This is a genomic window from Micromonospora inositola (assembly GCF_900090285.1).
Classification (GTDB): domain Bacteria; phylum Actinomycetota; class Actinomycetes; order Mycobacteriales; family Micromonosporaceae; genus Micromonospora; species Micromonospora inositola.
The window spans coordinates 2,922,796-2,942,371 of record NZ_LT607754.1; the positions used below are offsets into that span (position 1 = coordinate 2,922,796).

20 protein-coding genes are annotated in these 19,576 nt (G+C 74.4%); 10 read left to right on the plus strand and 10 right to left on the minus strand.

Annotated features, from left to right (window positions below; translation table 11 throughout):
* Window positions 1-72 precede the first annotated feature (72 nt).
* Window positions 73-1,905, minus strand: a complete 1,833-nt coding sequence (locus tag GA0070613_RS14080) for a tetratricopeptide repeat protein (protein WP_089012717.1) — start codon at window positions 1,903-1,905, stop codon at window positions 73-75.
* 185 nt (window positions 1,906-2,090) lie between these two features.
* Between GA0070613_RS14080 and GA0070613_RS14085 the strand changes: the two genes are divergently transcribed.
* Together GA0070613_RS14085 and GA0070613_RS14090 are read left to right on the plus strand one after the other, a co-directional pair.
* Complete coding sequence (locus GA0070613_RS14085) at window positions 2,091-3,122, plus strand: SIS domain-containing protein (protein ID WP_089012718.1); 1,032 nt, start codon at window positions 2,091-2,093, stop codon at window positions 3,120-3,122.
* 25 nt (window positions 3,123-3,147) lie between these two features.
* Entirely contained in the window at window positions 3,148-4,695 is a 1,548-nt protein-coding gene (locus GA0070613_RS14090) for a sensor histidine kinase (protein ID WP_089012719.1), read from the plus strand.
* A gap of 124 nt (window positions 4,696-4,819) precedes the next feature.
* On the opposite strand, the gene GA0070613_RS14095 is transcribed toward GA0070613_RS14090, so the two are convergent.
* Window positions 4,820-6,355: a glycosyltransferase family 39 protein gene (locus GA0070613_RS14095; protein ID WP_089012720.1), complete on the minus strand. Its 1,536-nt coding sequence runs from the start codon at window positions 6,353-6,355 to the stop codon at window positions 4,820-4,822.
* 449 nt (window positions 6,356-6,804) lie between these two features.
* Between GA0070613_RS14095 and GA0070613_RS14105 the strand changes: the two genes are divergently transcribed.
* Genes GA0070613_RS14105 through GA0070613_RS14115 form a run of 4 tightly spaced genes read left to right on the plus strand, consistent with a single transcriptional unit; the run spans window position 6,805 to window position 10,209 of the window.
* On the plus strand, window positions 6,805-8,517 hold the full coding sequence (locus GA0070613_RS14105) for a nitrite/sulfite reductase (protein ID WP_089012722.1): 1,713 nt from the start codon (window positions 6,805-6,807) through the stop codon (window positions 8,515-8,517).
* A complete protein-coding gene (locus GA0070613_RS32755; RefSeq protein WP_172875817.1) occupies window positions 8,514-8,672 on the plus strand; it encodes an IS1 family transposase in 159 nt (52 codons plus the stop codon). The genes GA0070613_RS14105 and GA0070613_RS32755 overlap by 4 nt, the downstream gene beginning before the upstream one ends.
* Complete coding sequence (locus GA0070613_RS14110) at window positions 8,669-9,430, plus strand: phosphoadenylyl-sulfate reductase (protein ID WP_089012723.1); 762 nt, start codon at window positions 8,669-8,671, stop codon at window positions 9,428-9,430. The genes GA0070613_RS32755 and GA0070613_RS14110 overlap by 4 nt, the downstream gene beginning before the upstream one ends.
* The gene (locus GA0070613_RS14115) at window positions 9,412-10,209 is read left to right on the plus strand and encodes a sirohydrochlorin chelatase (protein WP_089012724.1); all 798 of its coding nucleotides are present in this window, start codon (window positions 9,412-9,414) and stop codon (window positions 10,207-10,209) included. The genes GA0070613_RS14110 and GA0070613_RS14115 overlap by 19 nt, the downstream gene beginning before the upstream one ends.
* A gap of 169 nt (window positions 10,210-10,378) precedes the next feature.
* Here the strand turns inward: GA0070613_RS14115 and GA0070613_RS14120 are convergent, their stop codons facing one another.
* A complete protein-coding gene (locus GA0070613_RS14120) occupies window positions 10,379-10,636 on the minus strand; it encodes a WhiB family transcriptional regulator (RefSeq protein WP_089012725.1) in 258 nt (85 codons plus the stop codon).
* Between the two features lie 446 nt (window positions 10,637-11,082).
* Window positions 11,083-12,033 (minus strand): diacylglycerol/lipid kinase family protein, encoded by a 951-nt coding sequence (locus GA0070613_RS14125; protein ID WP_089012726.1) that lies wholly within the window; start codon window positions 12,031-12,033, stop codon window positions 11,083-11,085.
* Here GA0070613_RS14125 and GA0070613_RS14130 point away from each other — a divergent pair.
* Complete coding sequence (locus tag GA0070613_RS14130; RefSeq protein WP_231929776.1) at window positions 12,032-12,466, plus strand: hypothetical protein; 435 nt, start codon at window positions 12,032-12,034, stop codon at window positions 12,464-12,466. The genes GA0070613_RS14125 and GA0070613_RS14130 overlap by 2 nt on opposite strands.
* Before the next feature lie 53 nt (window positions 12,467-12,519).
* Here GA0070613_RS14130 and GA0070613_RS14135 read toward each other — a convergent pair whose 3' ends face one another.
* The 3 genes from GA0070613_RS14135 to sodN all read right to left on the minus strand — a co-directional run bounded on the left by GA0070613_RS14135 (window position 12,520) and on the right by sodN (window position 13,884).
* The gene (locus GA0070613_RS14135) at window positions 12,520-12,927 is read right to left on the minus strand and encodes an ATP-binding protein (RefSeq protein WP_089012728.1); all 408 of its coding nucleotides are present in this window, start codon (window positions 12,925-12,927) and stop codon (window positions 12,520-12,522) included.
* 31 nt (window positions 12,928-12,958) lie between these two features.
* Window positions 12,959-13,414 (minus strand): GNAT family N-acetyltransferase, encoded by a 456-nt coding sequence (locus tag GA0070613_RS14140; RefSeq protein ID WP_089015937.1) that lies wholly within the window; start codon window positions 13,412-13,414, stop codon window positions 12,959-12,961.
* Window positions 13,415-13,479: 65 nt separating this feature from the next.
* Window positions 13,480-13,884 (minus strand): superoxide dismutase, Ni, encoded by a 405-nt coding sequence (sodN, locus tag GA0070613_RS14145; RefSeq protein ID WP_089012729.1) that lies wholly within the window; start codon window positions 13,882-13,884, stop codon window positions 13,480-13,482.
* An 84-nt stretch (window positions 13,885-13,968) separates the two neighbouring features.
* Between sodN and GA0070613_RS14150 the strand changes: the two genes are divergently transcribed.
* From GA0070613_RS14150 to GA0070613_RS14160, 3 genes are all read left to right on the plus strand, one after another.
* Window positions 13,969-14,319: a S24/S26 family peptidase gene (locus GA0070613_RS14150; RefSeq protein ID WP_089012730.1), complete on the plus strand. Its 351-nt coding sequence runs from the start codon at window positions 13,969-13,971 to the stop codon at window positions 14,317-14,319.
* A gap of 139 nt (window positions 14,320-14,458) precedes the next feature.
* Complete coding sequence (locus tag GA0070613_RS14155) at window positions 14,459-15,634, plus strand: NAD(P)-dependent malic enzyme (protein WP_089012731.1); 1,176 nt, start codon at window positions 14,459-14,461, stop codon at window positions 15,632-15,634.
* Between the two features lie 84 nt (window positions 15,635-15,718).
* Window positions 15,719-16,681, plus strand: coding sequence for a zinc-binding dehydrogenase (locus tag GA0070613_RS14160; protein ID WP_172875818.1), 963 nt, complete (start codon window positions 15,719-15,721; stop codon window positions 16,679-16,681).
* Window positions 16,682-16,703: 22 nt separating this feature from the next.
* On the opposite strand, the gene GA0070613_RS14165 is transcribed toward GA0070613_RS14160, so the two are convergent.
* The 3 genes from GA0070613_RS14165 to GA0070613_RS14175 form a co-directional block, all read right to left on the minus strand.
* Window positions 16,704-17,669, minus strand: coding sequence for an alpha/beta hydrolase family protein (locus GA0070613_RS14165; RefSeq protein ID WP_089012732.1), 966 nt, complete (start codon window positions 17,667-17,669; stop codon window positions 16,704-16,706).
* 127 nt (window positions 17,670-17,796) lie between these two features.
* Entirely contained in the window at window positions 17,797-18,336 is a 540-nt protein-coding gene (locus tag GA0070613_RS14170; protein WP_089012733.1) for a nucleotidyltransferase domain-containing protein, read from the minus strand.
* Between the two features lie 144 nt (window positions 18,337-18,480).
* Window positions 18,481-19,434: an alpha/beta hydrolase family protein gene (locus GA0070613_RS14175; protein WP_089012734.1), complete on the minus strand. Its 954-nt coding sequence runs from the start codon at window positions 19,432-19,434 to the stop codon at window positions 18,481-18,483.
* Between the last annotated feature and the right edge of the window lie 142 nt (window positions 19,435-19,576).

The window sequence follows — 19,576 nt, forward strand, 5'->3', positions numbered from 1 at the left end:
GCGGGGTACGGCGTGGCCGCGCCGCATTTCCGGGCCCGACCGCCTCGACGGGCGGGCGGGTGGTGGGGCGGGTCAGGGGCGGCGGAAGGCGCCGGTGAGGCGGCGCCAGAGGCGGCGCAGGGCGCCGGGGCGACGCGTCTCACCGGCCGCGCCGGAGATCAGCTCCCGGGCCAGGGCCGTGGTCGGCTCGTCCAGCGCCGGGGTGGCGAGGGCCAGGTGGGCCACGGAGGCGGCGATCGGCACCCGGCGTTCGCGGGACACGGCCGCCACGTCGGCGAGGCGTTCGGCCACCGCCCGAGCCACGTCGGGGCGTACCGCGGGGTCGACCCAGGCGGCGGTGACCAGGGCGAACAGCGCCGCCTCGGTGATCCAGTCCTCCACGCCCCAGACCAGCTCCAGCAGCACCCGTCGCCGGGTGGACTCCGCCCACGGCTCGTCGGTGCGGTGGTGCAGCAGGCCGAGGCAGGCCCAGACCTGCACGCAGCGCACCCAGAGCGAGGGGTCCTGGCCGGCGAGCACCCGGCCCAGCGCGGTCGGCGGCGTCTCCGGCGGGTGCACCAGCAGGCCGAGCAGGTCGGTCAGCTCCAGGGTGGCCAGCCCGACCGCGGCGTCGTACGCGGCCGGCGGGTGCGGCCACGCCGGGTGGGCGAGCTGCCGGATGCGTTCCGCGGCCTCGGTCGACGGGACCGGCAGGGTGGGCGCGGCGATGGCGCCGTCGTACCGCCAGAGCTGGCAGGTGGTGGCGCGGCGGGGCTGGCGGGGGTCCGGGTCGGTCACCTCGGCCACCTCGACGTCGAGGCCGGGCACGGCCGCCGCGACGGTACGCATCGCGCTGGGCGGCTCCAGTGCGTCCAGCCGTACGGCGAGCCGGGCGGCGCCCTCGGCGGCGAGGGCCTGCCGCAGCGCGTCCAGCATCGGCCCGCCGGCCGGGGTGACCTGGCCCAGCCAGGGGCGGCTGCGGCAGCACTCGGCGAGGTCCGCGTGCTCGTGGCTGTCGTCGGGATGATCCCGGACGAAGTCCGCGAGGGCCACCAGGTGCGCCACGTCCCCGTCGCGCTGGAAGCGCAGCCGGTGCGCGGTGTGCACGGCGCAGTCGAAGGTGGGGTCGCGCGCGAGGGCCCGGTCGATCCAGCCGAGCGCCTCGTCGAGCCGGCCGGTGTCGGCGAGGGTGCCGGCGATGTCGGCGTAGACCGCGAGGTCGTCGGGGTCGTGTTCGACGGCGCGGCCGAGCGCGGCCAGGGCGTCGCGGGTCTGGCCGGCGCTGCGGTACGCGTACCCGAGCCAGACCTCGCCGAGTTTGGTCGGCTCCGCGCGTACCCCCCGGGCGGCCCAGGTGACGGCGAGGGCGACCTCGCCGATCCGCCGGGCCAGCGCGGACGCCGCGCCCAGCAGCAGCGCGTGCCCGGGGTGCGCGGTGACCGCGTTGCGGGCCAGCGTGAGGTACGGCCGCAGCGGGTCGCGGAGGCGCCGGGGCACCGGGTCGGGCGCCGCCGCGCAGATCTGCATGAGGATCCGGGCGATCCGCTCGGGTTCGAGGCGTTCGGGCAGCTCAGGGGCGGTCACCCAGGGCACGCCCGCCCAGTCGGCGCCGGGCGCGTAGCCGGTGGCCGCGGCCAGCAGGTCGAGTCCTTCGGCCGGCCGCCCGGCGGCGGCGAGCAGGTGTGCGCGGGCCACCACCGCGCCGACGAATGCGTGGTGCCCCAGCGGGAAGAGATCCAGGTCGCCGCCGCTGGCCGCGGCGACCCGGGCCAGGGTCTCGTGCACCTCGGGCAGCGTGGGGGCCTGGACGAGGGCGGCGGCGACGTGGGCGGCGGCGTGCTGGAGATCCCCGTCGCCCAGCGCCAGCCGGGCGAGCGCGAGTTCCCCCTCCGCGGAGAGCGCAGGGTCGTCCGTTCCCTCGGGCACGTCGTCCTCTCGCCTGAGTCGGTTCGCCAGTCGGGCAAGCCTAGGGGATGGTGCGTTGATTTGGTGATCCACTGCGCATTGCTGCTCGTTGCGTTGCTCGTATGGGCGCAAAGATGCAAGACTGAGCACCGATCGCGCGACAATCGCGCAGAGGGGAGTTCTCCGTGACCCGTCCAGGCGCCGGCATGGCGGCCGACATCGACGAGCAGCCGGCCGGCTACGACCGCCTGCTCTCCGCCGACCACGCCGGGGCGATCGCCCGGGTGGCGGCGGTGATCGCCGAGCGCCGCCCCCGGCACGTGGTCTTCACCGCCCGCGGCACCTCCGATCACGCAGCCCTCTACGCGGCGTACCTGGCCGAGATCCGGCTGGGCCTCCCCGCCGGCCTCGCCTCGCCCAGCGCGATCACCGTCTACGGCGCCCGGCCCGACCTCTCCGACGCCCTGGTCGTCGGGGTCAGCCAGAGCGGCGGCTCGCCCGACCTGGCCGAGGTGCTCCGGGTGGCCCGGGCCTCGGGCGCGCTCACCCTCGCCGTCACCAACGCGCCCGACTCCCCGCTGGTGGAGACCGCCGAGCTCGCCGTCGACATCGCCGCCGGGCACGAGCGGGCGGTCGCCGCCACCAAGACGTACACCGCCGAGCTGCTCGCGCTGCTGATGCTGGTCGAGGGGGTACGCGCCGGCGACGGGATGCTGCCGGCCGAGGAGCGGGCCGCCCTCGCCGCCCTGCCCGAGCTGGCCGAGCGCACCCTCGCCGATCCCACCCCGGCCCAGCTCGCCCCGCGCTACCGGTTCGCCGCCCAGCTCGTCACCACCGGCCGGGGGTACGCGTACCCGACCGCCCGGGAGGCGGCGCTGAAGCTGATGGAGACCTCGTACCTGCCGGCGCTCGCCTTCTCCGGCGCCGACCTGCTGCACGGCCCCCTGGCCATGACCGATCCGGACGTCCCGGTGCTCGCCGTCGTCGGCTCCGGCCCCGGCGGGCGGTCGATGGGGGAGGTGCTGCCCCGGCTCGGCGAGCGCCGCGCCGACGTGCTGGTGGTCGGCTCCGCCGACGTCGAGGGGGCCACCCGGATGGCCGTCCCTGAGGTCGACGAGCGGTACGCCCCGCTGCTGGACATCCTCCCGTTGCAGCGGCTCGCCCTGGCTCTGGCGCTGGCCCGCGGCGAGGACCCGGACGCTCCGCGCGGGCTGAAGAAGGTCACCACGACGATGTGACCCGCGGCGTGGCACGCTGGGTCTCGTGTCCACGCTGCGCGACCTCGCCGAGGAGCACACCCAGCTCCGCCCGGCCGACATCGACCACCTGCACCGGATCGCGGGGGACTGGCAGCTGCTGTCCGACCTCTCCTTCGCCGACCTGCTGCTCTGGGTGCCGGTGGACGGCGACGGGACGTTCCTCTGCGTCGCCCAGGTCCGCCCGACGACCGCCCCCACCGCCTACCTGGACGACCAGGTGGGGCGGATCGTCGGCGGGCCGGAGGTGGCGCACCTGGAGGTCGCCCACCGGCAGGGCCGGATCTGGCGGGAGGGCGATCCGGTCTGGTACGGCGACGTGCCCGCCCGGCACGAGGCGATCCCGGTCCGGCTGCGCACCGCCGACGGGGAGGCCGGCGAGGTGGTCGCCGTGGTCGGCCGGGACACCAACCTCTCCACCGCCCGCACGCCCAGCCAGCTCGAACTGAACTACCTGACCACCGCCGACGACCTGGCCCAGATGATCGCCGACGGAACGTTTCCGCCGCCCCGGCACCCCGGCGAGACCACCTCCGCGCCCCGGGTCGGCGACGGCCTCGTCCGGCTGGACGCCAACGGCAAGGTCACCTACGCCAGCCCGAACGCGCAGTCCGCGTACCGGCGGTTGGGCTACGCCTCCCACCTGGTGGGTGAGGACCTGGCCAAGCTGCACCGCCGGCTGGCCGGTGACCCGCTCGAAGGCACCGACGCCGGCAACGCCGTGCTGGCCGCGCTGCGCGGCGAGGCCCCGCCCCGGCGGGAGATCGACGCCCGGGGCGCCACCATGCTCACCCGGGCCCTGCCGCTGATGCCGGCCGGCGTGCCGATCGGCGCCCTGGTGCTGGTCCGCGACATCACCGAGGTGCGCCGCCGCGACCGCGCCCTGATCACCAAGGACGCCACCATCCGGGAGATCCACCACCGGGTGAAGAACAACCTGCAGACCGTGGCCGCGCTGCTCCGCCTCCAGGCCCGCCGGGTGTCCATGCCCGAGGCCCGGGTCGCCCTGGAGGAGTCGGTCCGCCGGGTCGCCTCGATCGCCCTGGTGCACGAGACGCTCTCCATGTCCAGCGACGAGGCGGTCGAGTTCGACGGCATCGTCGACCGGGTGGCCAGCGCGGCGACCGAGGTCGCGGCGACCGAGGTGACGGTCGGCATGCGCCGCAAGGGCAGCTTCGGCGTGCTGCCCGCCGAGATCGCCACCTCGCTGGTGATGGTCCTCAACGAGCTGCTGCTCAACGCCGTCGAGCACGGCTTCCCGCCCGCCGGACAGGAGGGCGCGGCCGCCGTCGACGGGGACGGGAAGCCCGAGGTGGTGGTCTCGGCGCACCGGTTCCGCAAGCAGCTGCACGTCTCGGTCGCCGACAACGGTCGGGGCCTGCCCGAGCAGTTCGACGCCGAACGCGGCGGCAAGCTCGGCCTGCAGATCGTCCGGGCGCTGGTGACCGGCGAACTCCGCGGCACCATCGAGCTGCGCAACGGCGCCACCGGCGGCACCGAGGCCGTCCTGGTCGTCCCCCTCGCCCGCGGCTCCGCCGACCGCCTCGCCCCCTGACTCCCCGCGTTCCCGGCCCCTGCGGACCGCGCCGCGCCGAGCCGGGGAAGTCGGGCAACTTCGGGATGTTTGCGGGCTTGCCGGTGGGCAGCGGCGGCGGGGCCGCCTGCGGGCACGGCGGGGATCATCGGGCGAGCAGGGCGACGGTGAGGCCGGGACGCGGCCAGACCTGGCGGACGATGAAGCCGTCCCGCAGCGCCGCGCCCTTCGCCCCCGGCACGGTCGCCACCGGATCGCTGCGCCGCCCGGCGACCACCAGCCAGACCCGGCGCGCGCCGGCCAGGCACTCCGCCGGCCGCTCGCACTCGCCGGCCCAGAGGTCCGCGCGCTGCCGCTGGTCGCGGACCACCAGCACGTCCCGGGGCTGCCGCGACCCCAGGTGGTACGCGGTGCCGAGGTCGAGGAAGAGCCAACTGTCCCGGGGGGAGAAGACGATGACGTCGCCGGGCTGCTCATGGTCGGCGATCACCCGGGCCACCCCCCGGTAGTCGACGGTGGCGCTGCGCGGCCATTCGTGGGTGCGGCGCAACGCCGCCTGATCGGGCAGGCCGAGCACCCCGGCCAGCACCACCACGGCGAGCGCCGGCGCCAGCCGTACGCCGGCCAGGGCCGCGCCGGCCAGCAGGCAGCCGAACGGCACGGTGAAGACCAGGTAGCGCGGCACCCACAGCGGTACGACCAGCCCCGCGGCGAAGACCAGCAGCACCGGCAGCAGCACACAGGCCGCCGGCAGCAGCGCCCGCCGGACGAGCCGTCCGGCGCCCAGCGCGGCGAGACCGAGCAGCAGGCCGCCCACCGCGCCGCTCTGCGCCACCCCACCGGGCAGCGCCGGCAGGTCGGTGAGCCGCGCCGGGTCCACCCAGTCGAGCTGCCGGGACCGCTGCCCCCGGGCCACCAGCACCAGCGGGCTGACCAGCAGTACGGCCGGCGCCAACGCCACCAGCCACCGCCACAGGACACGGCGACGCGCCTGCCGCGCGCCGCCCGTTCGTTCGTCGCCGGGTCGTTCGCCGGTCCGCCGCTCACTGTCCGGTCGTTCGTCGTCCGGTCCCCCGCCGGCCGACCGGTCGTCGATGGGCCGGCCGGCGCCACCCGGCGGAGCGTCGAGACCGGCGGCTGTCGGGTCGCGCCACCGGACCAGCAGCACCGCGACGGCGTGCGCGGCGAGCAGGGTGAGTGCGATGAGGTGGGTCAGGCCCAACCCCGCGACGGCGGCTGCGTAGCCCGCCCAGCGGGCCCACGACGGGCGGCGTAGCGCCTCGACCAGCAGCAGCGTGGCGAGCACGGCGAGGAGCGTGGCCAGCGCGTACGGGCGGGCTTCCTGGGCGTACCGGGAGGTGCCGGGAAGGACGGCGAAGAGCAGCCCCGCCAGTAACCCGACCCGGGCGTCGACCAGCCGTTCGCCGAGCCGGGCGGTCAGCCCCGCGGCGCCCGCCATGGCCAGCACGGACGGCAGCCGCAGCGCGGTCGTCGAGTCGCCGAACAGCGCGATCCAGCCGTGCATGAGCAGGTAGTACGGCCCGGTGGCGGCGTCGATGGTGCCGGCCAGCCGGACCAGGTCGCCGACCGGCCGGGTCGCTGCGCTCCAGGTCGCCAGCTCGTCCCGCCACAGCTGCGCGCGGCTCACCCCCGTGAGGGTGACCACCAGCGTGAGCAGCATCGGCGCCAGCCAGGCCAGCCACCGTGGGTAGCTCCGGGCCGGAGCGGCCGCGCCTCTGGCCCGTCTCGGCTCCGAAGGTGCGGTCACATGTCGCAGCGTCACACAGCAGGACGGCCCGTCGGGCTGGTCCGCCGATTCGCGGGTGGGGCACGTCGGGACGGTGATCCGGTCCGTGATGTGGGATCACACACGCGGTCATTGGCCGGTCAACCGGGGGTATGGGAGCATGGGGCCCATGACCGCCGCTGTCGTCCGCCGCTTCGTGGCCCGTCGCCACGTCGACTACGGCCGCGTGCGCAGCGCGATCTGTCCGGCCCACTGACGACGCCCGACCCATCCGTCTCGGGCGCGTTCCGCGCCGGCCGTCGAAGACATCGCCGTCCACGGCCCTCCTCAGGGCCGGCCGCCGCGTCCGCGTCCAGGCACAGCAGACAACGGAGGACGCCGCGATGGCGGTCAGCAGCACCCCGACCCGGCCCGAGGCCCCGGCGGCCCCCGCCGGCCGGGCCCCCCGCCGTCCGCGCGGGGAGGGGCAGTGGGCGCTCGGTCACCGCGAGCCGCTCAACGCCAACGAGCGGATCAAGAAGGACGACGACCCGCTGAACGTCCGGGCCCGGATCGAGACCATCTACGCCCACCGGGGCTTCGCCTCGATCGACCCGCAGGACCTGCGCGGCCGGTTCCGCTGGTGGGGCCTCTACACCCAGCGCAAGGCCGGCATCGACGGTGGGCGGACCGCCGTGCTGGAGCCGCACGAGCTGGAGGACGAGTTCTTCATGCTCCGGGTCCGGGTCGACGGCGGCCAGCTCAACCTGGCCCAGCTCCGGGTCATCGCCGACATCTCCCGGGAGTTCGCCCGGGACACCGCCGACATCACCGACCGGCAGAACATCCAGTTCCACTGGATCCGGGTGGAGGACATGCCGGAGATCTGGCGCCGGCTGGAGGCGGTCGGCCTGCAGACCACCGAGGCGTGCGGTGACTGCCCGCGCGTCGTGCTCGGCAGCCCGGTCGCCGGGGTGGCCGAGGCCGAGCTGGTCGACCCGACCCCGGCGATCGACGAGATCGTGAGCCGGTACGTCGGCGACAAGCAGTTCTCCAACCTGCCGCGGAAGTTCAAGACCTCGATCTCCTGGCTGGTCGACACCCCGTACGAGGCGAACGACATCGCCTTCCTCGGTGTGGACCACCCGGAGCACGGTCCCGGCTTCGACGTCTGGGTCGGCGGCGGCCTCTCCACCAACCCGATGCTGGCGAAGCGGCTCGGCGTCTGGGTGCCGCTGGCCGAGGTGCCGGACATCTGGGCCGGCGTGGTGGGCATCTTCCGCGACTACGGTTACCGCCGGCTGCGCAACCGGGCCCGGCTGAAGTTCCTGGTCGCCGACTGGGGCGTGGAGAAGTTCCGCGAGGTGCTGGAGAAGGAGTACCTGGGCCGGACCCTGCTCGACGGTCCCGCGCCGGAGCTGCCCGACAAGCCGGTCGACCACATCGGCGTGCACCGGCAGCGCGACGGGCGCAACTACGTCGGGGCGGCCCCGGTGGTGGGTCGGGTCTCCGGCGGGCAGCTCGCCGAGCTGGCCGACGTGGTCGAGGCGCACGGCAGCGACCGGGTGCGGCTCACCCCGTACCAGAAGCTGCTGGTCCTCGACGTGGCGCCGGAGCGGACGGAGTCCCTGGTCGCGGCGCTGCGCGGGATCGGCCTGGCGGCCCGGCCGTCGGCCTGGCGGCGCGGCACGATGGCCTGCACCGGCATCGAGTTCTGCAAGCTCGCCATCGTCGAGACCAAGGCCCGCGGTGAGGAACTGGTGGCCCGGTTGGAGGAGCGGCTGCGCGACTTCGACGCCGACATCTCCATCCACCTCAACGGCTGCCCGAACGCCTGCGCCCGGACCCAGGTCGCCGACATCGGCCTGAAGGGCCAGCTGGTGGTCGGTCCGGACGGCCGCCAGGTGGAGGGCTTCCAGGTGCACCTGGGCGGTGGCCTCGGCATGGTCCAGGGGCAGACCGCCGGCTTCGGCCGCAAGCTGCGCGGCCTGAAGACCACCGCCGAGGAGCTTCCGGAGTACGTGGAACGGCTGGCCCGCCGCTACCTGGCCGGCCGGACCGCGGGTGAGACGTTCGCCAACTGGGTGATCAGGGTCGACGAGGAGGAGTTGCGATGAGTGACGCCCGTTCCGCGCCGCTGTACTGCCCGTACTGCGGTGAGGAGGACCTGCGGCCGAGCGAGGCCGGGCACGGCGCCTGGGAGTGCCACGCCTGCGCCCGGGTCTTCACCGTGAAGTTCACCGGCCTGCTCAGCAAGGGGGTGGCCCGATGAGCCTGGTCTCCGCCGCGAACCTGGGTCTGGTCGGCATCGGCGGGCCGGCGCCGGCCGACCCGGCCCGCCGTGACCCCGAGGAGCTGCGCGCGCTGGCCGAGACGGCCGGGCGGGAGCTGGAGGGCGCCCCGGCGCTGGAGATCGCCCGCTGGGCCGCCGAGACCTTCGGCGACCGGTTCTGCGTGACCAGCTCGATGGCGGACGGGGTGCTCGCGCACCTGGTCTCCCGGGTCGCGCCCGGGGTGGACGTGGTCTTCCTGGACACCGGGTTGCACTTCCCGGAGACGCTGCGGGTCCGCGACGAGGTGGCCCGCCGGCTGCCGGTGAACGTCCGCTCGATCCGTCCCCGGATGACCGTCGGGCAGCAGGACGGCCAGTACGGCCCGCGGCTGTTCAACAGGTCCCCGGACGACTGCTGCCAGCTGCGCAAGGTCGAGCCGCTGGAGCGGGCCCTGACCGGGTACGACGCCTGGGCCGCCGGGCTGCGCCGGGACGAGTCGCCGACCCGGGCGACCACGCCGGTGGTGACCTTCGACGCCCGGCGCGGCAAGGTCAAGGTGAACCCGATCGCGACCTGGACCCAGCGCGACGTGGACGCCTACATCTCCCGGTACGACATCCCGGTCAACGAGCTGTTCAGCCGTGGCTACGGCTCGATCGGCTGCTGGCCCTGCACCCGCCGGACCAAGGCGGGGGAGGACCCGCGGGCGGGCCGCTGGGCCATGTTCGAGAAGACCGAGTGCGGCCTGCACGTGTGACCTCGACGGGCGCCGGGGCGGTCGTCGAGGCCGCTCCGGTCGTCCTGGTCGCGCACGGCAGCCGCGATCCCCGCGCCGCCGAGGCGACCCGCGCGCTGGCCCGGGCCGTCGCGGGGGCCCGTCCCGGCACCACGGTGCTGCCGAGCTGGCTGGACCACACCGAGCCCGGACCGACCAGCGTGCTGCGCGACCTGGCTGCCGCGGGGCATCCCCGGGCGGTGCTGGTCCCGCTGCTGCTGACCGCCGCGTACCACCGGAAGGTCGACATCCCGGCGGCGGTCGCCGCCGCACGGGAGTCGTCGGGGCCGCCGATGGACGTCCGGATCACCGACGTGCTGGGACCGGCGGACGGGGTGGTGGACGCCGGACTCCTGGCCGGGCTGCGCCGACGGCTGGCCGAGGCAGAGCCGGGACCCGTCGACGCCCTGGTGCTGGCCGCGGCGGGCACCCGGGACCCAGGGGCCCGTGCCTCGGTGGGGCGGGTCGCCGCGGCGCTCGGTGCGGAACTGGCCGTGCCGTGCCGGGTCTCGTACGCCTCCGCGGCGCCGCCGGCGACCGCCCGGGCGGTGGCGAAGCTGCGCCGGGCCGGCGCCCGGCGGGTCGCGGTGGCCGCCTACTTCCTGGCCCCGGGTCTGTTCCACGACAGCGTGGTGGCGGCGGCCCGCGAAGCCGGGGCGCTGGCGGCGGCAGACCCGCTCAACGACATTCCGGAACTCGCCGGCCTGGTCCTGCGTCGGGTCGACGCGGCTCCGGACGGTCAGTTTCGATTGGCGCGGTGACCCGGTGCGCCGCCTTGCCGGGCCGGCCGGCTGGTGCCCGCTGTGACGACCGTCGCCGCCCCGGTCGGCGGAGGCCGTGTCGGGGTAGCAGGAGCGGGTGCGGGCCTTGGACAGCAAGACGCCCCGGCGGGGTGACCCGGCCGGGGCGTGCGTGCAGCTGTGTGGTTGGTCAGGCGGAGTGAGCGCGCAGCACCCGGAGACCGCCGCGGCGCTTGACCGCACGGCGCTCCTCTTCGCTCATCCCGCCCCAGACGCCGGCGTCCTGACCGGACTCGAGCGCCCACTTCAGGCACTCGTCGGTCACGGAGCAGCGCCGGCAGACGGCCTTGGCCTGCTCGACCTGCAGGAGAGCCGGACCGGACGTCCCGATCGGGAAGAACAGCTCCGGGTCCTCGTCGCGGCAGACAGCATGGTGACGCCAGTCCATGGCGGCAACACTCCTCATTCTGGATGGGTGGCAGATATCGCTTCGTGCTTTTCCTATATGCATCCGCAATGCCGATCAGTGACGGTCAGCGTCCATCAATTCGGCACTGCGTGAGCAGGCTGCGGGCCCCTGGACCTGCTGGAACAGCTCAACCTGCCGAGCATATCCAGGGCAATGTCCCGGTAACACAAGTTCGCTTGTGAATACTTTCACGAACTGTCGCGATGTCAAGGGTGACGCTCGGAAAAACTCCGAGCAGTGAGCGAGCTCACCACCCTTTTGTCCGGGTTTCAGAGCGCTCTGGTTACCCGGCGTACCACAGTCGAGGATCAATATAGTACAGTCCGCGTGACATTGCTGACATTTCTGGCACTTACCTCTCCGGTGTGGCGGCCACCGCGACGCTGCGATGGGTGACCGCGTCAACCGACGGGAGTACCCGAGACCTAGCAGATTACTCTCAGTGCGGCCGGAACGGATGTGAATCTAACTTTCTGCCGCTCCCCGAGGTAGTCCCCGTCTAGCTGAAAAGCTTGCGGACGGGCCGAGAGCAGGGTGAACTCCGCCGCGTCGTGCAGCTGCAGCACCTGACGGCCGCGGGGACCGGGATTCCGGGAGAAGGACTGGGTCACCGTCCGTGCCGTGCTGGCGACCCGGAGTTGACGCATCGCCAGCACGTCCAGGCCCAGGTCGAACGAGGCCTCCGGGTTCGGGTTGATCTCACGCTCGCCCAGATACGTCCACGGCGCGGTGTTCTGGATGATGACCGTCGCCAGTCCGCTCTCCGCCTGCTCGCCCGGGCGTTCCAGGCTGATCGCCGGATGCCGCCGGTCCGACGCGAAGAAGTACTGGCCGACGGTGGACCGAAGGTAGAGCCCGGGCGTGGAGACCCGTCCCTTCCGCCGGGCCCGCTCGACCCGGTGGATCACCGCGGCGTCGATGCCGAAGCCGGCGCAGAAGGTGAAGTACCGGTCGTCCGCCCGGCCCAGGCCGATCGTCCGGGAACGGCCCAGGCGCAGCCCCTCCAGGATCATGCTGGTCCCCTCCGGCCACTCCCGGGGCAGTCCCAGCGCCCGGGCGAAGACGTTCGTCGAGCCGCCGGGGACGGTGGCCAGCGCGGGCAGCCGCTCCGCCGGCGTGTCGCCGGTCCGGAACGTCGGCGGCTCGGCCGCCATCAGGCCGTTCACCACCTCGTTGACCGTGCCGTCGCCACCAAGCGTGACCACCAGGTCGACGCCCTCCTCGGCGGCCTCCCGGGCCAGGTCCATGGCGTGGCCCCGTCGGCGGGTGTACCGCACCGACAGGTCGACTTCGCTGCGCAGCGCCCGGACCAGGACGTCCCGGCTGCGTTCGCTGGTGGTGGTGGCCTTCGGATTGACCACCAGGACGGCCCGCATGGGCGGCACTGTACCGCGCCTACCCACGGGTATCGTGTCGCGCGTGACCATCGACTCCGGGCCGACCCCCGACACCCTCCGTTGGGCGGTACGCCTGCTGCGCGCCGAGGCCGTGGCGCTCGGCCTGGTCGCGGTCTGGCTGATCTGGTCCGACCTCACCGCCGCCACGAGCGACCTCACCTCGGCGCTGCTGGTGACGGCGTTCGCGGTCGCCGGAGCGGCGGCGCTCTGGGCCCTCGGCGGCGCGTTGGCCCGCCGGAAGAGCGGCGCCCGGGCCCCGGCCATCGTCCTTCAGCTCATGCTGCTGCCGATCGGCTGGTACATGATCCAGGGCGGGTTGGGCTGGCTGGGCCTGCCGCTGATGGCCCTCGGCCTGGGCGTCACCGGCCTGCTGGTCAGCCCGCCGACCAACCGGGCGCTCGGCTTCGACTGACCGCCGCCCGTTCACCCGGCCAACCCGCCCGGGCGAGTCCGGGGCGCGGTGGGTCAGTAGCCGGCGGCGCGGCGGGTGAGCAGCGAGATGGTGGCCCGACCGTCGGCCGCCTTCGCGGCCGCCGAGGTGGTCAGCGCGCTGAGCACCTTCCAGGCGAAGGACGACTCGGACGGGAGCGTGGCGCCCCGGACGGTCGGCACGGTCACCTCGACGGTCAGCGCGTCGTCGGTGACCGCGAAGCGGCACTCCAACTCGGCGTTCCGGGTGGCGATGGCGAGCAGCATGGCGCACGCCTCGTCGACGGCGATGCGCAGGTCCTCGATCTCGTCGAGGGCGAACTGGAGGCGGGCCGCGAGACCCGCCGTGGCGGTACGGAGTACGCCGAGGTAACCGCCGTCGGCGGGCACGGTGAGGTGCACCACGTCGTCGTCGGTCGTCGGCTGGCCGGTCAGTTGAGTCACGCCTCATCCCCCCGGGCGGGACTCTACCCGGTCAGGTGTGCGGATGCGGGGGCACGGCCGTCGCCTGGGCGGCGAGGCCGTACAGCGCCGGGCCGGCGAGCCGGTACGGCACCCACTCGTCCATCTGCACCGCGCCGATGGACGCGTAGAAGCCGGCCGCCGGATTCCACTTGATCATCCACCACTCGAGCCGGCGGTAGCCCCGCTCGACGCAGATCGCGGCGAGGGTGGCCAGCAGCAGCCGACCGGCGCCGCTGCCCCGGGCGGCCGGGCGCACGTACAGGTCCTCCAGGTAGATGCCGTGCACGCCTTCCCAGGTGGAGAAGTTCAGGAACCAGAGGGCGAAGCCGAGCGGCTCGTCCCGGCCGTCCACCGCGACGTGTCCGAAGAGCGCCGGGGCCGGCCCGAACAGGGCGGCGGTCAACTGCTCGGCGGTCAGGTGGCACTGCTCGGGGGCGCGCTCGTACTCGGCGAGTTCGTGCACCATCGCGACGACGGCCGGCACGTCCTCGGGACGCGCCGGCCGGATCGTCGGTGCCTGGGAGGCCAGGGTCACGCCTTCTTGGTCTCCCAGAAGATCTTGGAGATCTCGTCGATCTTCTGCAGCAGCCCGTCGGCCTTGGCCGGGTCGACGCTGCCCTTGGCGCCGCTGGCGCCGGCGAGCTTGGTGGCCTCGTTGAAGAGCATGTGCAGGTTCGGGTACTTCTCGAAGTGGGCCGGCTTGAAGTAGTCGGTCCACAGCACCCACAGGTGGTGCTTGACCAGCTCGGCGCGCTGCTCCTTGATGATGATGGCCCGGGTGCGGAACTCGGGGTCGGTGTTCGCCTGGTACTTCTCGCAGATCATTTTGACCGACTCGGCCTCGATCCGGGCCTGCGCCGGGTCGTACACGCCGCACGGCAGGTCGCAGTGCGCGCTGGCGGTCACACGGGGCGAAAGGATGCGAGGAAGGCGCATCAGGGTCCTCCATGGGATGTTTGCGATGATCCAAGCCGACATTACTCCTGGACATGCTCCCCGGCGGGCGGGAGGTGAAACCCGATGCGCACCCCAGACGACTCCGCCGCGCCCGAGCTGCGCGGCCCGTTGGTGACCGTGCTGGTCACCGGACCCTCCATGTTCCCGACGCTGCGCCACGGCGACTCGGTGCTGGTGCGCACCGGGGGTCGGGCCGTCCGTCCGGGCGACGTGGTGGTGGCGGTCTTCCGCAGCCGCCCCGACCTGCTCGTCGTGAAGCGCGCGGTCCGCCCGCAGGACGGCGGTTGGTGGCTACGCGGCGACAACGACCTGGTCGCCGACGACTCCCGGGCGTACGGGGTGGCCGACGTCCGGGGCCGGGTGGTGGTCCGGTACTGGCCCCGGCCCGGTCGGGTGCGCCGCGCGTGGATATGACCCCGCTCACATCGGCGCTCCGCCTGCGCCACTATGCTCGAAAAGTGCCCGGGTGACCCCCGCACCGCCCGCCCCGCTCGCCGCTGACCTCGCGCCCGAGCCGGCCGGTCCGTCTGCTCGACAGATCCTGGAGTCACCAATGTCTTCGTCCACCGTGGACCCCGCCGATCCCGTCTTCCGGCTGCACGTCGGCGGCAAGATGGCCGTCGCCTCGACCGTTCCGCTCACCAGCCGGGAGGATCTCTCCCTCGCGTACACCCCCGGCGTGGCCCGGGTGTGCGAGGCGATCGCCGCCGACCCCGCCCTCGCCGATGACTACACCTGGGTGTCGCACACCGTCGCCGTGGTCACCGACGGGTCCGCTGTACTCGGGCTGGGCAACATCGGCCCCCGCGCGGCGCTGCCGGTGATGGAGGGCAAGGCGGTGCTGTTCAAGCAGTTCGCCGGCGTGGACGCGGTGCCGATCTGCCTGGACACCCAGGACGTGGACGAGATCGTGACCGCGGTGCGGGCGCTCGCCCCGTCGTTCGGCGGGATCAACCTGGAGGACATCAGCGCTCCGCGCTGCTTCGAGGTGGAACGCCGGCTCGACGAGGCGCTGCCGATCCCGGTCTTCCACGACGACCAGCACGGCACCGCGATCGTGGTGCTGGCCGCGCTGCGTAACGCCGCCACCCTGCTCAACCGCAAGCTCGGCGACCTGCGGGTGGCGGTCAGCGGCGCCGGTGCGGCCGGGGTGGCGGTGACGAAGATGCTGGTCGCCGGGGGAGTGAACCCGGACCAGGTGGTGGTCTGCGATTCCAAGGGGATCATCGGCCGGCACCGCGAGCTGACCGGGAGCAAGGCCGAGCTGGCGGAGATCACCAACGCCGAGGGCCGGCAGGGCGGCATCACCGAGGCGCTGCGCGGCGCGGACGTCCTGGTCGGCGTCTCCGGCGGGCAGATCCCCGAGGCGGCGGTGGCCGGAATGGCGCCCGGGGGCATCGTCTTCGCGCTGGCCAACCCCACCCCCGAGGTGCACCCCGAGGTGGCCGCCCGGCACGTGGCGGTGGTGGCCACCGGTCGCAGCGACTACCCCAACCAGATCAACAACGTGCTCGCCTTCCCCGGCGTGTTCCGAGGTGCGCTGGACGCCCGGGCCACCCGGATCACCGAGGGGATGAAGGTGGCCGCCGCCGACGCGATCGCCGGCGTGGTCGCCGAGTCGCTGACCGCCGAGGCGATCGTGCCCTCCCCGCTGGACCCGCGGGTCGCCCCGGCGGTCGCCGAGGCGGTGGCCGAGGCCGCCCGCCGCGACGGCGTCGCCCGCCGCTGACCGGCGCCGCGCAGGAGCACGGGGCCCTTCTTATCGCGTTTTGATGGGAAGGGCCCCTTCTTAACGGGCGCTCAGCTTGTTACCGTGCCGATCATGCGTGCCGCCTATGCCTCGAGCTTCGACGCCGACAACCCGCTCGCCGCGCTCACCGTCGGCGACCGCCCCGAGCCGGCCCACCCGCAGCGGGACTGGGTCAGCGTGCAGGTGCGTGCCAGCTCGCTCAACCACCACGACCTCTGGTCGCTGCGCGGGGTGGGGCTCGGCCCGGACCAGCTGCCGATGATCCTCGGCTGCGACGCGGTCGGGACCGACCCGGACGGCAACGAGGTGGTCATCTACCCGGTGGTGCCCACCCCGGGCGACCCGCGCGGGATGTCCATCCTCTCCGAGCACTTCCCCGGTACCTTCGCCGAGCGGGTGGCCGTACCCCGGATGAACCTGCTGCCGCTGCCCACCGGCCTGGCGGCGGCCGACGCGGCGTGCCTGCCCACGGCCTGGCTGACCGCGTGGCGGATGCTCACCACCAAGGGCCGGGTCGACGACGGCGAGTCGGTGCTGGTCCAGGGGGCCGGTGGCGGCGTGGCCACCGCGGCCGTCGCGCTCGGCGTCGCGCTCGGCAAGCGGGTGTACGCGACCAGCCGGGACGCCGCCAAGCGGGAGCGGATCACCGAACTGGGCGCGACCGCGCTGGAACCCGGCGCGCGCCTGCCCGAGCGGGTCGACGTGGTGATCGAGACGGTCGGCGCGGCGACCTTCGACCACTCCCTGAAGTCGGCCGCGCCGATGGCCCGGATCGTCGTCTCCGGCGCCACCGCCGGCTACGAGCCCAAGGTCAACCTGCGTCGGGTCTTCGCCATGCAGCTGGAGATCCTGGGCACCTCGATGGGCACCCCGGACGAGCTGACCGAGCTGCTCGCGTTCTGCGCCGAGCGGGACGTGCGCCCGGTGATCGACAGCGTGGTGCCGTTCAGCCGGATCGAGGAGGCCTTCGCCCGCCTCGCCTCCGGTGACGTCTTCGGCAAGGTCGTCGTCGACCACACCGCCTGAGCCGGCCGCCCTCGGCGGCCGCTCAGAGGTGGTCGTCGAGGGTGGCCAGGTCGCCGCGGGTGGCGTCGGCGGGGAGGCGGTCCCTGGCCTTCGCGTCGCCGTAGAGGGTCCAGCGGAGGAACTCGACGGTGGTGTCGGAGACCACCCGCAGCGCCTTGCCGTCGGTGAGCAGGGCCCGGCCGTGGTCGCCCTTCGGCAGGCTGAGCATGGCCTTCGGCCAGGGCACCGCGTCGTAGACGGCCTTGCCGGCGGCGTAGTTCACCACCTCGTCGGCCTCGCCGTGCACGAAGAGCTGCGGCGCGGCGGCGCCGGCGAAGGCGGTGCCGACCCCGAGCGCCGTGCCGGCGAAGACGATGCCGGCGTCCAGCCGCTCGTCCCGCCCGGCGGTGAAGAGCCCGATCGTGGTCACCCCGCCGGCGCTGTGCCCGGCCGCGGCCACCCGCTCGGGGTCCAGCCGGCCGTGCAGCGGGTCATCGGCCTTCGCGTCGAGGGCGAGCACCTGGGTCAGCGCGTACGACACGTCGGCCGGCTGGTTGAGCACGTCGAGCACGCTGCCGTCGCCGCCCGTGCCGGTGTGCGGGAACCGGGGCGCGGCGACCACGAAACCCGCCGCCGCCCAGCGGCTCAGCAGCAGCTGGTAGTCCTCCGGCCGGGCGCCCAGGCCGTGGCTGAACATCACCACCGGGAACCGGCCGGTCGCGGCCGGCGCCGAGCGCTCCGGCGCGCCGCCGGCCGCGCCCCGGGCCGGGTACCAGAGGGTCACCGGCAGGGGGCGGTCGCCGTCGCGGTTCAGCTTCAGCTGCCGTACGCCGACCGCGAAGGCCGCGGTGGGTGCGTGCCCGGCGGGTACCCGGGGCGCGGGGGTGGTCGCCTTCGGCGGCGGGGTCGGGGCGCTGCGCACGGTCGGCGCGGCACCGCCCGAGCAGCCGGCCAGGCCCACGGTGAGCAGGGCGGCGGCGGCGAGGGCGGAGGTACGGCGACGGGACATGAAGACGATTGTGCCTCGCGCCCCCGGGTCGCCGGCCCGACATCCAACGGAGCGTGGCCGGATCGGCGGTCGCGGGCGGCCGGACGCCGCGCTCCGTGACCGAGCGTCCAGGGTTGCCGCGGTGGTCTCAGGTGGCTGGCTGGCCGGGAAGGCTGGCTCGAAGGCGGGCGATGTCCGCCGCGTCCTTGGCCCGCCTGGGCCGGTCGGGCATCCAGACCGGGAACATCTCCTTGAACTCGATCTGCGCGGCCACGCTGATCACGGGTGCGGTGACCGGTCCGATCCGGCCCCGTGGCCCGTCCAGCATCCCGTCGGGCAGCGGGGTGCCGGCCCACGGCCCGGCACCGACCACCAGCCGGCCGTCCGCGTCCCGGTCAAGGTAGGCGAAGCTCAGTTCGACGTCGTCCCGGAGCAGGTCGAGCTGCAGTTCGGCCGGCATCCGGGGGTCCGGCCGCCACCCCTGGTCACGCAGCAGGACGGCCAGCCGTTCCGCGTCGGCCCGCCAGCAGTACCAGTCGACGTCCACGTGCGGCCGGGTCACCTCGCCGAGGTGGAAGTCCATCGCCCAGCCCCCGCGCAGCCAGACCGCGATCCGGGCCGCCGCGCACCATGCCACCACCGCCCGAACCGTCTCCAGCTGCCGCCCGACCAGTCCGCCCCCGTCCATCCGCCGAACGCTACCGCTCCGTGCCCTCCGCGTGCCGCCCCTCGCCGTCCGGTCGGCACCAGGTCGCCGAGGTGGCGGGATCGGGCGGCGTTGGATGCCGCCACCTCGGCGATCTGTAGTCGAACTCGGACTGCCGCCCCCGGATCAGCGCGGAAGGCGGCTGGTGAAGACGGTGATCGGCGGACCCTCGGCGTCGGCGGGGAGGCGGTGCAGGGCGCTCGGGTCGGCGTAGAGGGTCCAGCGGAGGAAGTCGGTGGTGGTGGCGAGGACCTGGGCGAAGCCGGGGTGGCCCGGAGTGAGGTACTCGCCGTGACCCTGGGCGGGCAGGCTCAGGAAGGCCGCCGGCCCGGTCGCCCGGGCGTACGCGGCGCGACCCACGGACTCCGGCACGATCGGGTCGGCGGCCCCGTGCACGAACAGCAGCGGTGCGGGTGGGCCGGCGAAGCTGCCCGCCAGGCCCCCGCCGGCGATCACGATGCCGGAGCGCAGTCGCGCCGAGTGTCCGGAGGTGAACATGCCGGCCGTGGTGAAGCCGCCCGCCGAGTGACCGGCCGCGGCGATCCGATCGACGGCCAGGTGCCCGGCGAGCGGGTCGTCGTGGCGGGCGTCGAGGCGGACCAGGTGGCGGATCAGTCGCCACCCGTCGGCCGGCTGGTTGCGGACGTCCGCCCTGGTGAAGTCCGGGGCGCGCAGGTTGGTGCGGGGATAGGTCGGTGCGGCGACCACGAAGCCGGCGGCGGCCCACCGGGTGGTCAGCGCGGCCTGCAGCTCGGGGAGGCTGCGCAGCCCGTGGCTGTAGACGACGACCGGGAACCGTCCCGTCGCGACGGGTGCGTCAGCCATCGGCACCGGCCCGGTCGTCGACGGGCCACCCGGGCCGCCCGGGGCGGCGGGGTACCAGATGGTGACCGGGAGCGGTCGTGGACCGTCCGGATCGACGGTGAGCTGCCGGACGCCGACCGGCCAGCTCCGCTGCGGGGCGTGCCCGAAGGAGACGACACGGACGGTCCCTGGGGGTGGCCCAGCCGCGGCGGTGGCCGGTCCGCAGCCCGCCAGCAGCGCCGTCGACAGCGCGGCGACCAGCCGCTGCACCCCCACCGCTCCACGTTAGGCGGGCGGGTGGGCCGGGCGGCCCCGCCGTCCGGACCGGCTGCCGTCACCACCCGGTCGGTGCGGCTCGGCCGGCCGGGCCGACCTGCCGCCATCGGCCCGGCGGGACGATCCGCGTCGACGGGCTTCG

Bases quoted from the DNA above. Each gene is read 5' to 3' on its own strand.
- GA0070613_RS14150 (WP_089012730.1), top strand. From the start codon at position 13,969: ATGCGCACCCCAGACGACTCCGCCGCGCCCGAGCTGCGCGGCCCGTTG.
- GA0070613_RS14110 (WP_089012723.1), top strand. From the start codon at position 8,669: ATGAGCCTGGTCTCCGCCGCGAACCTGGGTCTGGTCGGCATCGGCGGG.
- GA0070613_RS14155 (WP_089012731.1), top strand. From the start codon at position 14,459: ATGTCTTCGTCCACCGTGGACCCCGCCGATCCCGTCTTCCGGCTGCAC.
- sodN (WP_089012729.1), bottom strand. From the start codon at position 13,884: ATGCGCCTTCCTCGCATCCTTTCGCCCCGTGTGACCGCCAGCGCGCAC.
- GA0070613_RS14095 (WP_089012720.1), bottom strand. From the start codon at position 6,355: ATGCTGCTCACGCTGGTGGTCACCCTCACGGGGGTGAGCCGCGCGCAG.
- GA0070613_RS14105 (WP_089012722.1), top strand. From the start codon at position 6,805: ATGGCGGTCAGCAGCACCCCGACCCGGCCCGAGGCCCCGGCGGCCCCC.
- GA0070613_RS14130 (WP_231929776.1), top strand. From the start codon at position 12,032: ATGGGCGGCACTGTACCGCGCCTACCCACGGGTATCGTGTCGCGCGTG.
- GA0070613_RS14170 (WP_089012733.1), bottom strand. From the start codon at position 18,336: ATGGACGGGGGCGGACTGGTCGGGCGGCAGCTGGAGACGGTTCGGGCG.
- GA0070613_RS14085 (WP_089012718.1), top strand. From the start codon at position 2,091: ATGGCGGCCGACATCGACGAGCAGCCGGCCGGCTACGACCGCCTGCTC.
- GA0070613_RS14165 (WP_089012732.1), bottom strand. From the start codon at position 17,669: ATGTCCCGTCGCCGTACCTCCGCCCTCGCCGCCGCCGCCCTGCTCACC.
- GA0070613_RS14120 (WP_089012725.1), bottom strand. From the start codon at position 10,636: ATGGACTGGCGTCACCATGCTGTCTGCCGCGACGAGGACCCGGAGCTG.
- GA0070613_RS14125 (WP_089012726.1), bottom strand. From the start codon at position 12,033: ATGCGGGCCGTCCTGGTGGTCAATCCGAAGGCCACCACCACCAGCGAA.
- GA0070613_RS32755 (WP_172875817.1), top strand. From the start codon at position 8,514: ATGAGTGACGCCCGTTCCGCGCCGCTGTACTGCCCGTACTGCGGTGAG.
- GA0070613_RS14140 (WP_089015937.1), bottom strand. From the start codon at position 13,414: ATGGTGCACGAACTCGCCGAGTACGAGCGCGCCCCCGAGCAGTGCCAC.